Source organism: Lachnoclostridium sp. Marseille-P6806 (genome assembly GCF_964238185.1).
GTDB lineage: Bacteria > Bacillota > Clostridia > Lachnospirales > Lachnospiraceae > Brotaphodocola.
This window is the reverse complement of record NZ_CAXSLG010000001.1, coordinates 352,514-367,725: the sequence shown is the minus strand read 5'-3', so window position 1 is coordinate 367,725 and position 15,212 is coordinate 352,514. Positions and strand designations below refer to the sequence as shown.

The 15,212-nt window shown below is 45.6% G+C and carries 13 protein-coding genes; 12 read left to right on the top strand and 1 reads right to left on the bottom strand.

The annotated features are described in order from the left end of the window. Positions 1 to 153: 153 nt before the first annotated feature. From cysE to ACESON_RS01625, 6 genes are all read left to right on the top strand, one after another. Entirely contained in the window at positions 154 to 801 is a 648-nt protein-coding gene (cysE, locus tag ACESON_RS01650; RefSeq protein WP_177276156.1) for a serine O-acetyltransferase, read from the top strand. Next, the gene (locus ACESON_RS01645) at positions 794 to 1,639 is read left to right on the top strand and encodes an ATP-binding protein (RefSeq protein WP_177276139.1); all 846 of its coding nucleotides are present in this window, start codon (positions 794 to 796) and stop codon (positions 1,637 to 1,639) included. The genes cysE and ACESON_RS01645 overlap by 8 nt, the downstream gene beginning before the upstream one ends. A 102-nt stretch (positions 1,640 to 1,741) precedes the next feature. Next, on the top strand, positions 1,742 to 3,334 hold the full coding sequence (locus ACESON_RS01640; RefSeq protein ID WP_373108297.1) for an SPOCS domain-containing protein: 1,593 nt from the start codon (positions 1,742 to 1,744) through the stop codon (positions 3,332 to 3,334). 280 nt (positions 3,335 to 3,614) lie between these two features. Continuing rightward, positions 3,615 to 4,763, top strand: coding sequence for a hypothetical protein (locus ACESON_RS01635; protein ID WP_373108196.1), 1,149 nt, complete (start codon positions 3,615 to 3,617; stop codon positions 4,761 to 4,763). A gap of 9 nt (positions 4,764 to 4,772) precedes the next feature. Beyond that, entirely contained in the window at positions 4,773 to 6,221 is a 1,449-nt protein-coding gene (locus ACESON_RS01630; RefSeq protein WP_177959177.1) for an MBOAT family protein, read from the top strand. 96 nt (positions 6,222 to 6,317) lie between these two features. Then, on the top strand, positions 6,318 to 6,593 hold the full coding sequence (locus ACESON_RS01625) for a GIY-YIG nuclease family protein (protein ID WP_177276137.1): 276 nt from the start codon (positions 6,318 to 6,320) through the stop codon (positions 6,591 to 6,593). A 26-nt stretch (positions 6,594 to 6,619) separates the two neighbouring features. Here the strand turns inward: ACESON_RS01625 and ACESON_RS01620 are convergent, their stop codons facing one another. Then, complete coding sequence (locus ACESON_RS01620) at positions 6,620 to 7,270, bottom strand: hemolysin III family protein (RefSeq protein ID WP_177959178.1); 651 nt, start codon at positions 7,268 to 7,270, stop codon at positions 6,620 to 6,622. 157 nt (positions 7,271 to 7,427) lie between these two features. Here ACESON_RS01620 and ACESON_RS01615 point away from each other — a divergent pair, with 157 nt between their 5' ends. The 6 genes from ACESON_RS01615 to ACESON_RS01590 all read left to right on the top strand — a co-directional run bounded on the left by ACESON_RS01615 (position 7,428) and on the right by ACESON_RS01590 (position 15,211). Further along, positions 7,428 to 8,255: a pseudouridine synthase gene (locus ACESON_RS01615; RefSeq protein WP_177959179.1), complete on the top strand. Its 828-nt coding sequence runs from the start codon at positions 7,428 to 7,430 to the stop codon at positions 8,253 to 8,255. Next, complete coding sequence (locus ACESON_RS01610; RefSeq protein WP_373108192.1) at positions 8,252 to 10,549, top strand: DMSO/selenate family reductase complex A subunit; 2,298 nt, start codon at positions 8,252 to 8,254, stop codon at positions 10,547 to 10,549. Before ACESON_RS01615 ends, ACESON_RS01610 begins: the two co-directional genes overlap by 4 nt. Positions 10,550 to 10,896: 347 nt before the next feature. Then, a complete protein-coding gene (locus tag ACESON_RS01605) occupies positions 10,897 to 11,832 on the top strand; it encodes a calcium/sodium antiporter (RefSeq protein ID WP_177276132.1) in 936 nt (311 codons plus the stop codon). 265 nt (positions 11,833 to 12,097) lie between these two features. Next, complete coding sequence (locus tag ACESON_RS01600) at positions 12,098 to 13,450, top strand: ABC transporter substrate-binding protein (protein WP_373108189.1); 1,353 nt, start codon at positions 12,098 to 12,100, stop codon at positions 13,448 to 13,450. 85 nt (positions 13,451 to 13,535) lie between these two features. Next, a complete protein-coding gene (locus ACESON_RS01595; RefSeq protein ID WP_373108188.1) occupies positions 13,536 to 14,390 on the top strand; it encodes a carbohydrate ABC transporter permease in 855 nt (284 codons plus the stop codon). Then, positions 14,390 to 15,211, top strand: coding sequence for an ABC transporter permease subunit (locus ACESON_RS01590; protein WP_177959895.1), 822 nt, complete (start codon positions 14,390 to 14,392; stop codon positions 15,209 to 15,211). Before ACESON_RS01595 ends, ACESON_RS01590 begins: the two co-directional genes overlap by 1 nt. The last annotated feature ends 1 nt before the right edge of the window (position 15,212 follow it).

The following is a 15,212-nucleotide window of genomic DNA, read 5'->3' as shown; positions in this document are numbered from 1 at the left end:
ATTAGAACTGTTCATAAAGAATGATGATATGACCAAAAAGCCGGCTTCTTTCAGTACATCTCCATTCAGACAGAGAATTTCTCAAAAGGTTTTTTGTTGGGGAGAGGAAGGAAGCCGGCCGGGTCTGCCTAAAAGAAGGATAAGGTGCTGACTATGATTTTGAAGGATATTTGGCTGGATGTTAAGGCTGTTCAGGAGCGGGATCCGGCTGCACGCAGTGCGTTGGAGGTGCTTTTGCTGTACCAGGGGGTTCATGCTCTGATTTGGCATCGGTTTGCTCACTGGTTTTATAAGCACAGAATGTTTTTTATAGCCCGTATGATTTCTCAGATTGCCCGTTTTTTTACGTTGATTGAAATTCATCCGGGAGCGGAGATGGGACACGGAATTCTGATTGACCATGGCTGCGGCGTGGTAATTGGAGAAACTACAGTGGTAGGAGATAACTGTACGATTTATCAGGGAGTTACCCTGGGCGGCGTAGGTCTGAACAAGGGCAAACGTCATCCTACCCTGGGAAAGAATGTAACTGTTGGTTCCGGCGCTAAGATTCTGGGTGCATTTGAGGTGGGAGACAACTGTACGATCGCGGCAAACGCAGTGCTTTTGAAGCCTCTGGAGAATGATACTACAGCGGTAGGTGTTCCGGCACGGCCGGTAAAGGTAGCCGGGGTTCCGGTAGCGCCGAAGGAAAAGCCCATGACTCTGGAGCATTTCTGTAAAATGGAGGAGCGGGTGAAGGAACTGGAAAATGAGGTCAGACGGCTGACCGCGGAACTGGAGGAAAAGAAAGGTGTCTGATCCCCGTACAGTGGAAATTGAGCGCAGCATTATCAAGCGTTTCCGTAAGGAAATCTGGCGTCCCTTTGTAAAAGCGCTTAATGAATATGATATGATTCAGGAAGGGGACAATATTGCAGTCTGCATTTCCGGCGGAAAGGATTCAATGCTTCTGGCAAAGTGTATGCAGGAGATTCTTCGCCACGGGAAAATGGAGTTCGGACTGAAGTTTCTTGTGATGGATCCGGGATATCATCCGGCGAACCGTCAGCTGATTGAGGAGAATGCAAAGCTCCTGGGAATACCGGTTACGATTTTTGAGTCGGATATTTTTGAGACAGTAGTGGATGCAGGCGGTTCTCCCTGTTATCTGTGCGCGCGGATGCGCCGGGGCAATCTCTATGCCAATGCCCGGGAGCTGGGCTGCAATAAAATTGCTCTGGGCCATCATTTTGACGATGTGATTGAAACGATATTGATGAGTATGCTGTATGGAGCGCAGGTGAATACGATGATGCCGAAGCTTCACAGCACGAATTTTGAAGGTATGGAGCTGATTCGTCCTCTGTATCTGGTGAAAGAGCAGGATATTCTTGCCTGGAAGGAATATAACCATTTGAGATTTCTTCAGTGCGCCTGTCGCTTTACAGAGCGGATTGCCCGGGAGAGAGCATTGGAGGAGGAGGTTCATTCTTCCAAGCGTCAGGAGATGAAGGAGCTGATTCAGCATTTCCGGCAGGTAAATCCCCACATTGAAACGAATATTTTCAAGAGTGTGGAGAATGTGAATCTGGATGCCTGCATTGGATATGTGAAGGACGGGAAACGTCATCACTTTCTGGAAGAGTATGACCAGTAGTTCATAATTTGAAAAGCATTCACATAAACTTTCTGTAGAAGATGATTTCGACGGCGGATTGCCTCGGAATCAAATCTGGAAGGTAAGGTGGGTGCTTTTTTTATGCTGGAGCTGGTGAAAAAAAACATACATATGAATCGGTGGAAAACACAGGTGGATACCCAGGTAACTCTGGATGATGATTTTATTGTGCCGGATACCATGAGTGACATTGCTCAGGTAATTCTGGATTCGGGCGAGGTACAGCTGGAACCGGCCAGAGTTCAGAGTGAGAAGGTAACGATTCGGGGAAAATTGGACTTTCATGTTCTGTATCGGAAAGAGGAGGGCGGTCTTCAGACTCTGGGAGGGTTGATTCCATTTGAGGAAATGGTGAATGTGCCGGGATTGGAGGAGCGGGATTATGTCAGTGTTTCCTGGAAGATGGAGGATTTAAATGCAGGAATCATTAATTCCAGGAAGCTTAGTATTCAGGCTGTGGTGACGCTGGAGGTGCGGGTGGAGGCGCTGTTTGATACAGAGGCAGCAGTGGCGCTTGGAGCCCTTCAGAAGGAGGATGACGGTTCTGGTGAATTGACGTTTCCGCAGATTGCGACAAAGACGAGAGCTGTGAATGCAGCAGCGATTGCTCTTCGAAGAAAGGACACTTACCGGGTAAAGGAGGAGATGACTCTTTCTGGAAGCAAACCTGCCATTGGACGGATTTTATGGATGGAAATGCGGCTGAGCGGCGCTCTGGCCCGCCCGCTGGATGGGAAAATACGGTTGGAAGGAACGTTGCTGGTATTTTTGATTTATGAAGGTGAGGGGGAAAGTGAGACGGTTCAGTGGCTGGAGGAGAGCATTCCTTTTTCCGGCGAGGTGGAAATGGCAGGCGCAGTTGAGGAAATGATTCCGGCCATTGATCTGCGTCTGGTTCATAAAAGTATTGAGGAGAAACCGGATTATGACGGCGAAATGAGAGAGCTGGCTCTGGATGCGGTAATTGAGCTGGATATTCGCCTGTATGAGGAGCAGCCGTTGGAAATTCTCAGTGATATGTACGGGGTAAACCGGGAGCTGACTGTGGAAACTGGGGAAGCATGCTTTGATCAGATTTTGACCCGGAATGCAGGAAAATGTAAAATTTCTGAGAAGATACAGCTGTCGGGAGGGCAGCGGGTGCTGCAGTTCTGTCACAGCAGCGGCCTGGTGAAGCTGGATCAGGCGGAAGCAGGGGAGGATATGCTTTCTTTAGATGGAGTTCTGGAGGTAAAGCTTCTGTATCTTACAGATGATGACAGCTGTCCCATTCAGTCTGTAACAGAGCTGCTGCCGTTTCACTATGATGCAGAGGCCCCGGGAATTACAAAGGACAGTGTCTGGTATCTGGAACAGGGGGTGGAGCAGCTGACGGCTGTAATGGCCGGAGGGGACATCGTGGAAATTAAGGCGGTTCTTTTGCTGGAGGTGCTGGTTTTACAGCCGGTATGTCAGTCGGTGATTCTTCAGGCACAGACCTCTCCACTTGACAGGAGGAAGCTGAAGGAGGCGCCAGGAATCGTCGGGTATGTGGTGCAGGAAAAGGACAGTCTGTGGGATATTGCCAAGCGGTTCCGTACAACAGCAGAGCATGTGATGGAAACCAATGGACTGACCTCAGAGGAGCTTCACCCTGGGGATAGTCTGATTCTGGTGAAGGAGATAGTCCGGTAGAGTTTGGAAAGAGGAACCACAGAGAAAAATAAGAATATAATAAAGTATAGCAATCCGCATTCAGCTGATGCTTTCTATAGATTCAGGCAATGCCTGAGCAGCGCAGGTGATCGTGCGCAGACACGGCGCTGCTACATAGAGGCTGAGCGGATTGCTCTTTTCTTTTTTGGGCTGGTGTGGTAGGATTATTTCGTATTGGAAGAGTTTTGCCGCAGGGAGCGGCCTGTACAGGCGGAGACTCAGTCTTCGCCCATTTATTTTGAAGAAAGAAGAAAAGAACGTGAAACCAATTCGATTATTTTTGCTTCCGGCAGCTGCAGCTGCCGTGATGCTGTCTCCGCTGATTTTGAAAGGAACAGATGAAAAATTTCGGTTCAGCGGAGTGGAAAATCAGGCCCAGTTTCCGGAAATTACGGATCAGAAGCTGTTAGACGGTCAGGCGCAGACGGAATTTGAGGCTTATGTGCAGCAGTATTTGCCAGGAAAGCCTTTTATGGTCCGGCTTCGCAACGAGATTACCTTTTCTCTGCTGGATACGGTATCAAATATCAATTACAGCATGAGTAAGGATAAGAATCTCTTCAGCTGGGAAAATGTCAGCTATTACCTGCAGTACTTTGCGCCTGTTTCAAAAGAGGGGGCATATGAGCTGGTGGAAAAGCTGGAATGCCTCCAGAAGCTTCTGGAGGATGCAGGAAAGCAGATGTATGTGTTTATTACGCCCTGTAAGATTCGTTACACGGAGGATCAGCTTCCCTGGGTGGACAAGGCTATGGCGCCGCCGAGAAAAGAGGGAAATTATGAGCTTTTGACAGAGGCTTTATCTGGAAGCCGTATTCGGTATTTTGACAGTATCCGGTATTTAGAGGAGCACAAGTCAGAATTTGACAGCCGGGTTCCTCTGTTCTACAGAACAGGACTTCACTGGTCTGTATATGTGGGAAACATGACAGGAGCGGCCTTCGGGGAGTTTTTGGAGCAGGAAAGCGGTTATAATCTTCCGGAAATGACCATTACAGCAAACCCCTGTGAAAATCCGATTTACCCGGATGCAGATTCTTTTGAAGTGTTTAATACCATTGGGAAGCCTTATGATCAGTATTATGAGCCTGTGATTGAGATTACTGATGAAGAGACAGATGCGCCCGGTTTTCTCTGCCGGGGAGGAAGCTTTATGGGACAGAGCCTTTCCTGCCTGATTCAGAATCATTATTTCGGGAAAAATGTTTCTATGGAAAACAGGCAGATTTTTACAGAAGAATTCGGACAGGTGAAGGAATTTTCCAGCTACGAGGAGGCGGATATGAGAGAATGTCTGCGGGATATTGATCTGGTCGTGCTGGAGGTGAATGAAACGGCAGTTTCTGATATGAGCTTTGGTTTTATTGACTATGTTCTGGAACATCCGGAAATTTTACGGGAAGAGTAGGAAAATAACATGGTATTTTCATCACCGGTATTTTTATTTATATTTTTGCCCTGTACCCTGGCACTTTATGGGGCGGCATCCCTGACCCGCAGTATCAGGGTGAAAAATGCAGTGCTTTTATTTTGTTCTGTATGCTTTTACGGGTACGGCGGGCTGAATTATCTGGGACTGCTGGCAGTTTCTGTTGTAGTAAACTGGGGAGCAGGCCTTTTGATGGAGAGGGAAAAGGAAGGGGATAACAGGAAAAAGGCCAGTGCCAGACGCCGGATGATATTTTGGCTGGGGATTGTCTGGAATCTGGGAGTTCTGATTGTATTTAAATATCTGAATCTTCTGGGGGATACGGCTGCATGGCTGGCAGGCACCCTCCTTGGAAGCAGTGTGGAATCACCGATTCCCAATATTGTGCTTCCGATTGGAATTTCCTTTTTTACCTTTCAGATTATGTCATACCTGATTGATGTTTATCAGGATAAGGTGGAGGTCCAGAGAAATATTCTGGATTTGGCCCTGTATATTATGCTCTTTCCCCAGCTGATTGCAGGTCCGATTGTGCGTTATATTGATGTGGCGCGGGAAATCGGCAGCAGACAGGTGCGGGCAGAGGATGTATATGAGGGAACCTTCCGGTTTATGGCAGGGTTTGTAAAGAAAATTCTGCTGTCTAATGCAGTGGGAAAAGCGGCAGATCTGGCTTTTGGACTGAAGCCGGGAATGGGAATGATCTACGGATGGATTGGCATTATCTGTTATGGACTTCAGATTTATCTGGATTTTTGGGCATATTCGGATATGGCGATTGGTCTGGGACGGATTTTTGGTTTTCGCTTTCTGGAAAATTTTAATCACCCGTATCTTTCTGAAAGTATCAGTGAATTCTGGAGGAGATGGCACATCTCCCTTTCAACCTGGTTTCGCGATTATGTGTATATTCCTCTGGGAGGAAGCCGGTGCAGTCTGGCAAAAAACTGCCGGAATTTTCTGATTGTATTTGCGCTGACTGGTATCTGGCATGGGGCAAGCTGGAACTTTCTCTTCTGGGGACTGTACTTTGCCTTTTTTCTGATTCTGGAAAAGCTTTGGCTGCGGAGAGTTCTGGAACGCCTGCCTTCGATATTCCGACATATCTATACGTTGTTGACAGTAGAAATTGGCTGGGTGTTTTTTCGGGCAGATACGATGGAAAAGGCTTTGTGGTATCTGCGGGATATGTTTTCCGGCTGTCTGATGGGAAGCCTGGATCGGGAACTGGCAGAGCTGGTTACTGGTAAGAAATTTATTCTTCAGTTTGTGCTTTCTCTGTTGTTCTGTACGCCCTTTTTTGGGGTTCTCCGTGAGAAGTTGGAGAAGAAGGGACTGGGTGCTGTGACCGACGGAGTCCTGGTTATTTTGTTTTTCCTGTCAGTCTGTGAGATGATGGCCAGCGGCTACAATCCTTTTATTTATTTCCGATTTTAGGAAGAGGCTGGAAGGAATGAGGATTGGCTGAGCGTGAAAGAAAGTCCGGGCAGAAGGATAAGCCAGAAGGAGTCTGGAGAGGAGGAAACCAGAAAGATGGTCAGTGAGAATCAGGAAGAAAAGAATTATATGTATTTGCTTCGCTGCGCAGATGGGACATTTTACTGCGGATGGACGAATCACCTGGAAGCGCGGGTGGAGGCCCACAATGCGGGAAAGGGAGCGAAATATACAAAAAGCCGCCGTCCGGTGGCTCTGGTTTACTGGGAAACCTTTGATACAAAGCAGCAGGCCATGCAGCGGGAATGGGCGGTGAAGCAGCTGAGCAGGGCAGAGAAGCTGAAACTAATAGAATCCCGGCAGTCTTTCTGAGAAGAACTGCCGGGGCGAGAAGGCGGTCAGGCAACAAATGCGTACATCATAATATAATGACACAGGCTGCCTCCCATGACGAAAAGATGAAAAATTTCATGGGAGCCAAAATATTTGAATCTGGCATTAAAAATTGGCAGCTTCAGGGCGTAAATAATCCCTCCTACAGTGTAGATGATGCCTCCGGTCAGAAGCCAGATAAAGGCGCTTTTTGGAAGCGCAGCAGTGATTTTCCCAAAGGCCAGGACACAGACCCATCCCATGGCGATATAAATAAGAGAAGAGACCCATTTCGGACAGGTGATCCAGAGCGCATTGATGATCATTCCGGCAATGGCGATTCCCCATACAAGAGCCAGCAGAGACCAGCCGGTTTTGTCACCCAGAACAAGAACGCACACAGGTGTATAGGTTCCGGCAATCAGAATGAAAATCATCATGTGGTCAACTTTTCTGAGAATCTGGTTTACCGTTGGCGAAATATCCAGAGTATGATAAATGGTGCTGGCTGCATACAGCAGAATCATGCTGGTAATAAAAATAGCCAGCGGAAGCACATGGGTATATCCAGGGGTCCGAGCTGCCTTGATAATCAGGGGAGAGGATGCGCCGAGAGCCAGTATCATGGCAATAAAATGAGTCAGGGCGCTTCCAGGATCTTTGATTTTCAGTGTCATAGAAATCACTCCTTTATGTTATAATCAATACTATTATATGTAGTTTTAAAAACTATGTCATATCATTTTATATACTATACACCCTGCGGGGGAAAAATGCAAGTCTGGAGAAAAAATTTATTGCAAATGATACCGCCTTGGCGGAAAGGAAGAAAATATGCTGAACGTATTATATGAAGACAGGGATTTGATTGTGGTTTGGAAGCCGGTAGGACTGGAGTCTCAGTCCAGCCGTGGATTTGGTGCGGATATGGTTAGTGAGATCCGGCGTCATATACACAAGTTTTCCCCAAAATCAGGAGAACCTTATGTGGGAGTTATCCACAGATTAGATAAGCCTGTAAGTGGAGTTATGGTTTATGCCAAGACAAAAAAGGCTGCAGCTGCGTTAAGTGCGCAGGTTTCAGCTGGAAAAATGTCAAAAACATATCTTACTGTGGTCTGTGGAAAACCTGTGGATACTGTGGACAAATATGTGGATTACTTGTTGAAAGATGAAAAATCTAACACATCAAAAATTGTGGATAAGGGGATAAAAGGTGGAAAACTTGCGGAACTAATCTTCCGGTCAGTGGAAACAAGGGAGGTTGAGCCTTATGGAACGTTGACACTGGCAGAAATACAGCTGCTTACAGGACGCCATCATCAGATTCGGGTGCAGATGGCTGGTCATGGACTGCCTTTATGGGGAGATAACCGTTACCATCCGCAGTTTGGAGGAACGGCTTTGGCTGCGGGTATGGATAAAAAAATGAACTGTGGGGAGAGCGGCAGCGGACAGATGTCCAGAGAACAGACAAACAGCGGGCGGATGGGCAGGGAGCAGATTGCCCTGGCAGCGTGGAAGCTGACATTTACCCATCCGGAAACAGGGAAGACCATGACATTTTCCCATTTGCCGGAGAATGCTGTATTTTCCTGTTTTCCTGAATTTTTAAAGATGAAGGAAGAGACCCTAGAGAAAAAGAAAGGAAAAACAGAATGATTATACATACAACAGGACGCAATAACTGTGGAGGACGCTGTCTGATCCACGCCCATGTGGAGGACGGACAGATTAAGCGGCTGACAACAGAAAGCCTGGAAGAGGCCAGAGCTGCCGGCTGTGAATTTCCCATGGCGGCCTGTGTGCGGGGAATGAACTACCATAAAACGTTTTTAGGTGAGGATCGGCTGAAATATCCTATGAAACGGGTTGGCGAACGGGGAGAAGGAAAATTTGAGAGGATTTCCTGGCAGGAAGCAGTGGACATCATTGCCGGGGAATGGATCCGCATCCGCGATACTTACGGTCCTGGCTCCAGGTATGTCAACTATGCTACAGGAGTCAGCGCCCTGGTCCGAGGAAATCAGCTGGCCAAACGTCTTTTAAGCCTGGACGGCGGATTTCTGGATTATTACAATTCTTACAGTACAGCCTGTATCCGTCAGGCCACGCCGCTGATGTATGGTACCTGTGAAACAGGAAACAGCAGAGAGGACTGGCTGAATTCCAACCTGATTCTTCTGTGGGGACATAATCCAGCAGAAACAAAATTTGACAGTGATTCCATGTTTTATTTAAAGAAGGCAAAGGAAAAGGGGATTCCGATTATTGTCATAGATCCGCGGAAAAATGATACGGTGCTTCAGCTGGATGCAGAGTGGATTCCTCTTCGTCCTGCTACAGACAGCGCGCTGATGGATGCCATGGCCTATGTGATTGTAAAGGAAGGGCTGCAGGATCAGGATTTTCTGGATCGGTGTTGTCTGGGCTTTGATAAAGAACATATGCCGGATGGTGTGGAGCCGTCAGAGTGTTATTTGTCCTGGCTGACAGGAGAGCAGGACGGAATTGAAAAAACGCCGGAGTGGGCTGAGCCAATCACCGGGGTTCCGGCTGAAACCATTCGCAGTCTGGCAGTCCGGTATGCCACAGCAAGGCCGGGGGCACTGATACAGGGCTATGGAGCCCAGCGTCATGCCTGCGGAGAGCAGAGCGCCCGGGGGGCAATTCTTCTGGCCTGTATGACAGGAAATGTAGGAATCAGCGGCGGCTGGGCCAGCGGTGTGGCAGACTGTACCCGTCATGCAGAGCCGGTATTTCCCATGCCGGAAAATCCGTATCCAATGAAAATTCCTGTATTTCTGTGGACAGAGGCAGTTGAGCGGGGACATGAGATGAATGGACTGGACGGTGTTTCCTGCGGAAATATGGCAGGCAGAGAACCGGGGATGGAGATGGATGGGGAGAAGGCTTCCCAGAAAGCTGATGAACCGGAAAACCTGCATCTTTCCAGCGATATTAAAATGATCCTGAATCTGGCGGGAAATACGCTGATCAACCAGCACAGTGATATTAACAGAACAGCAGAAATCCTGAAGGATACCAGGAAATGTGAGTTTATTGTTTGCAGTGACCTGTTTATGACTGCCAGCGCAAAATTTGCAGATATTCTGCTTCCGGGAGTTTCCATGTTTGAATGTGAAAATATTACCCTTCCATGGCAGACAGGAAATTTTGTCGGCTTTAATAATAAAGTCATAGAACCGCTGTATGAGGGGAAAGAGGAGTACGAATGGCTGTCTGAGGTAGCAGAGCGGCTGGGGCTTTGGGAAGCGTTTACCCAGGGGCGGACGGTTGGGCAGTGGCTGGAATATTGCTATAACCAGCTCAGGGAAAAGGAAACTGAGCTTCCGGAGTATGAGGTTCTGAAGCGAGAGGGAATTTACCGCTACAAAAAAACGGCTCCTGTGATTGCCTTTGAAAAAGAACGTCAGGATCCGGAGCATTATCCCTTCCCGACAGAGAGCGGCCGGATTGAGATTTTTTCCAGAAAGATTTATGAAACCAGATACCGGGAGTTTGTTCCGGCAATTCCCAGATATGTGGAGCCGCCGGAAGGGCCTTCGGATCCTCTGACAGAAAAATATCCGCTTCAGCTGATTGGATGGCATACAAAGCGCCGCTGTCACAGTATTCATGATAATAACAAGGCGATGCACAGTCTGGATCCCCAGCAGCTCTGGATGCATGCAGAGGACGCTGCGGCCCGGGGACTGAGAGACGGTCAGATGGTTCTGGTGCGAAATGACAGGGGGCAGATAAGGATTCCAGTAAAAATTACAGATCGGATTATGCGTGGAGTAACAGCCCTGTCCCAGGGGGCCTGGTATCGTCCCGATAAAACAGGAACGGATCTGGGCGGCTCCATCAATGTGCTGACTTCTCTGCATCCGACGCCGTATGCAAAGGGAAATCCTCAGCATACCAATCTGGTTGAGGTAGAAGGATTGTAAAAACGCGTTAAGAAAGTGTTAAAATGCAGGGGCGGGTGTAGCCAGAAAAGGAAAATTCTGATATAGTGTTGAACATAGAAAAGGGAGTAGTTGGCACCTGGTTTCAGGTGTTTGCGAAGCCGTCAGTACGAGTTATTCCTGAGAATTCAAAGGAAGCTCCGGTTCGTAACGAAGCAGCGAGACTTTTGTTGGAAGAGAGCGTGGAGACACTGCACAGCAGTGCTTCCGGCTTGATTTCAGCAGAGGGACTCGCTTTTTTTATTCATAGGAAATTACGTCCTATGAAATAAAAAAGTGAGAACTCTGCAGAAACCAGAAAATTCGATGGAAAACGAGGAGGAAATGAGATGGAAATGGTAATTCAGTTATTGCTGCTGGCGCTGGGATTTTTTATGTTGGTAAAAGGTGCCGACTGGTTTGTGGACGGTTCTTCCGGTATTGCAGATAAGCTTGGCGTGCCTCAGCTGGTGATTGGTCTGACGATTGTGGCAATGGGAACAAGCGCGCCGGAGGCGGCAGTCAGCATTACTGCAGCCTTGAAGGGCAGTGCAGAGATTACAATTGGAAATATCGTAGGAAGTAATATTTTAAATATTTTGATTATCCTTGGAATTACTTCTGCAATTGTTTCTGTAGCGGTGGCGAAATCTACAATCCGCTATGAGATCCCCTGGATGCTGTTTATCACAGCAGTGCTGCTGGCGCTGGGCTATACAGGAAATCAGGTAAGCTTTATGGAAGGCGTGATTCTCTGGGTTCTGTTTTTAATGTATCTGGGATATCTTTTTGTAATGGCTATGCGAGATAAGCAGGAGGTAGTTGAAACAGAGGAGGCAAAGCCGTTCTGGAAGCTGGTGCTTTTGTCGATTGTAGGGCTGGTGCTGATTGTTCTGGGAAGCGATGTGACGGTAGATGCAGCAACAGCGATTGCCAAAGCAGCAGGCTTAAGCGAGCGTTTTATCGGACTGACGATTGTGGCTCTTGGAACTTCTCTGCCGGAGCTGTTTACCTCTGTTTCTGCAGCAATCAAGGGAAAGGCAGATATTGCAATCGGAAATATCGTAGGAAGCAATATTTTCAATATTCTGTTTGTTGTGGGAACGGCGGCGTTAATTCTTCCGGTTGAGTTTGCACCGAATTTTGTGATTGATACGGCAGTTGCCATTGGCGCAGGAGTGCTTCTTCTTGTCTGCGTAGCTGGTAAGAAAAAGCTGGTAAGAAGTCACGGAATTATTATGTTGGTGTGTTACGCCGCATACTTTGCATATTTGATGATGGGATAATAGGGCTGGAAAAGAATAGATAATCAGAGCTTGGAAAGGTGTATGGAAATGAATACACATTTTCAAGCTTTTTTTTATAGAAAAAACTAGTTTTATTCATAATAAATAAAAAAAGAAAGAAATTTTTTGCTCTTTCATGCAAATTATTAGAAATAAGACAAAAAACTACTATATAAGGACAAAAAAACAATATTTTGAAATAATCACCGTTTTATTATAATAAAACCATAGTAATTGCGTGAAAACAAAGCAAAGGAGGATCATTATGAAAAAGTGGAAACAAGCAACTTCAATCCTGTTAGGAGCAGCAATGGCTGCAGGATTAACTGCCTGCGGCGGAGGTTCGGCAAAAGAAACTTCTGCAGAAGCAAAACAGGATGCGACCAGTGCAGCTGCGGTGGAGGCGTCTTCCGCTGAAGAAAGTGCATCTTCGGAGGAACCGGTTACTATTCGTCTGGTACATTATATGGGAGAGCAGACAAAGAGAGATGCTCTGGACGAAATGTTAGCCGTGTTTAAAGAGAGCCATCCAAACATTACGGTTGATATTGAAAATGTAAATTCTTCCTCTTATATTGCAACCTACAAAAACTATATTGCAGCAGGAGAAGCACCGGATATCATGTTTGGAAAGCCGCAGACCATGACTGAGTTTGTGGAGGCAGGCTATTTTAAAGATATTAAAGACTGGGAATGTTTTGAAAATACGTTGGATGTATTGAAGGATGAGTGTACTTTAAATGGCGGCGTATATGGTTTCCCGATCGATGGACAGGTAAAAGCTGTTTTCTATAATAAAGATATGTTTGAGGAATATGGATTAGAGGTTCCGACAACAAGGGATGAGTTCTTCAAAGTCTGTGATACCTTTATGGAAGCAGGTATTTATCCGATGGTACATCCATATAATTTCATTCATGGTGTATTTCATGAGATGGATGCATTTTTTACATCCATGGCAGCTGCAACAGGAAATGAGCAGGTGTGGCTGAAGTCCCAGAATGGAGAGGCAAACCTGGTTGATAATCCCATTGTTGCAGATGCTTTTGAAATGTTCTCTAAAATGGCATCTTATAAAGATGCCGGAGATTCTGCAGTGGATCAGGCACAGGGAATTCAGAATTTTGCAGCAGGACAACGTCCAATGTATATCAATGGCGGATGGTTGATGGGAGACGTGCTGGCAGCAAGTCCGGATGGAAACTTTGGTATGTTCCCACTTCCTTGGTCAGATAACCCGGAAGATGCAAAGTTATGGATTGGTATCGATGATGTGTTTATTGTTTCAGAGACAACAGAGCATGAAGCAGAAGTAAGAGAACTGCTGAATTTCTTTGCAACAGACGAAGCATCTGAAATCTGGATGAAAACAGCAAAATTAATGTCCAGCAATACAAATGTTTCTACTGATGATGCAGATGCATTTATCCAGGAAATCAAATCCTATATTGATTCTGGAAAAATTGTTCCTAAGGGCCTGGTACCGGATTATACGTCTGAGTTCTCTACAGCTTTCCGGACAAAACTTCAGTATTTTGTGACACTAGATGATTCTGAAAGAGATGTCCCATCCTTGATAAAGGAAATTGATGCAGAGATGGAAACTATTCGTGAATAAAGAATAAGGATTGAAGAAGCAGGACACCGGGCACCATATTTCGCCGGTGTCCTGCATTTTCATATAAGCAAGAAGGAGTGAAGGAATGAAACACAATTATAAAAAGAGGATACAGGAGTTTACGTTTATTTTACCGGCAATGATTCTGTTTCTTGTATTTGTTGTATATCCATTTTTACAGGGCTTTCCCATATCTTTTACAAAATGGGACGGTTTAAGCCCAGTAAAGACATTTAATGGAATCAGCAATTATCTGAAAATTTTTAAGGATGCCAATGTATGGAATGCTACAAAGAATACCCTGATATTCACAGCATTGACCATGTTCTTCTCTAATTTTCTGGGACTTTTATTTGCATTGATGATTTCAAAAACCTCAAGGCTGAACAGTGTACTGAGAACCTGTATTTTTGTACCCTATTGTTTAAGCCTTGTATTGTCTTCATACATCTGGAGATATGTATATAGTGATGTCCTTTATGAATTTACAGGAATTCCCAGTCCCTTAGGAAGTACAACATGGGTAATGGTAGGATTGGCGATTATTTCTGTTTGGAGAGATGCAGGATACTGCATGGTAGTGTATATTGCGGCGATTCAGGGTGTATCTAAGGATTATTATGAGGCAGCTGATATTGAGGGTTGTTCCAGATGGAAAAAATTTACCAACATTACTCTTCCTTTAATTGGTCCGGCCATTACAGCCAATTTTACATTGCTGTTGGCATGGGGAATGAAGGTTTTTGATTATCCTATGGCGGCTACGGGCGGAGGTCCGGGGCGCTCCTCAGAAACGATTGCTATGCTTATTTACAATAATCTGTTTGTATATAATAAAGCAGGATATGGTCAGGCCATAGCGATTGTATTTACACTGGCTATTTTTCTTTGCAGTACCTTACTTTCAAAGGCGCTGCGCGCTAGGGAGGTGGAATTATAATGGGAAAAATAAAAACTTGGATTTCTGCGATTTTGAAAATTGCAGTAACACTTCTGGTAATCAGTCCGTTTTATATAGCAGTGGTTTATTCTGTAAAATCAAAGCCGGAGCTGGTGACAAATCGATTGGCATGGCCGAAAGAAATACATTGGGAAAATTTCACCAATGCGATTGAAACCTCCAATTTTGGTCTGGCATTGAAGAACAGCTTTTTTACAACAGTAATTTCGGTAGTTGTAATTACCATTATTTGTACAATGGCTGCTTATATGATTGCAAGAAAGAATAATCGGTTTTATAACACAATCTATTATATTTTTCTGGGAGCAATGATTATTCCGTTCCAGTCAATCATGACCCCTTTGTATGTAGATATGGCGAAGTGGGGGCTGCTGAATACACTTCATGGTTTTACACTGGTGAAAATATCTTTTCAGATAGCATTTACCGTTCTTCTTGTATCGGGATTTGTGAAAAGCATTCCAAGGGAGCTGGAGGAAGCAGCGTCTATTGATGGTGCTGGTGTGTATGGGATCTTCTGGAAAATCGTATTTCCTTTGATGAAGCCGATTATATTTACATCTGTGGTGCTGAATGCATTAAATGTATGGAATGATTTTCAGATGTCTTTAACTCTGCTGCAGAAGAAAGAGGTAAGAACCATTCCGTTGACGCAGTATTTCTTTTTTGGAGAGAATAATATTGAACTTGGATTGGCGTTTGCGTTATTCTTATTATCAATGATACCGATTTTAATTCTTTATTTATGTCTTCAGAAATACATTATCAGTGGAATTACCTCTGGAGCTGTGAAAGGGTAGC

What these genes read in the sequence shown, in the direction of transcription:
- ACESON_RS01605 (WP_177276132.1), top strand. Translation starts at nt 10,897, where the DNA reads ATGGAAATGGTAATTCAGTTATTGCTGCTGGCGCTGGGATTTTTTATG.
- ACESON_RS01640 (WP_373108297.1), top strand. Translation starts at nt 1,742, where the DNA reads ATGCTGGAGCTGGTGAAAAAAAACATACATATGAATCGGTGGAAAACA.
- ACESON_RS01610 (WP_373108192.1), top strand. Translation starts at nt 8,252, where the DNA reads ATGATTATACATACAACAGGACGCAATAACTGTGGAGGACGCTGTCTG.
- ACESON_RS01600 (WP_373108189.1), top strand. Translation starts at nt 12,098, where the DNA reads ATGAAAAAGTGGAAACAAGCAACTTCAATCCTGTTAGGAGCAGCAATG.
- ACESON_RS01620 (WP_177959178.1), bottom strand. Translation starts at nt 7,270, where the DNA reads ATGACACTGAAAATCAAAGATCCTGGAAGCGCCCTGACTCATTTTATT.
- cysE (WP_177276156.1), top strand. Translation starts at nt 154, where the DNA reads ATGATTTTGAAGGATATTTGGCTGGATGTTAAGGCTGTTCAGGAGCGG.
- ACESON_RS01630 (WP_177959177.1), top strand. Translation starts at nt 4,773, where the DNA reads ATGGTATTTTCATCACCGGTATTTTTATTTATATTTTTGCCCTGTACC.
- ACESON_RS01625 (WP_177276137.1), top strand. Translation starts at nt 6,318, where the DNA reads ATGGTCAGTGAGAATCAGGAAGAAAAGAATTATATGTATTTGCTTCGC.
- ACESON_RS01595 (WP_373108188.1), top strand. Translation starts at nt 13,536, where the DNA reads ATGAAACACAATTATAAAAAGAGGATACAGGAGTTTACGTTTATTTTA.
- ACESON_RS01615 (WP_177959179.1), top strand. Translation starts at nt 7,428, where the DNA reads ATGCTGAACGTATTATATGAAGACAGGGATTTGATTGTGGTTTGGAAG.
- ACESON_RS01590 (WP_177959895.1), top strand. Translation starts at nt 14,390, where the DNA reads ATGGGAAAAATAAAAACTTGGATTTCTGCGATTTTGAAAATTGCAGTA.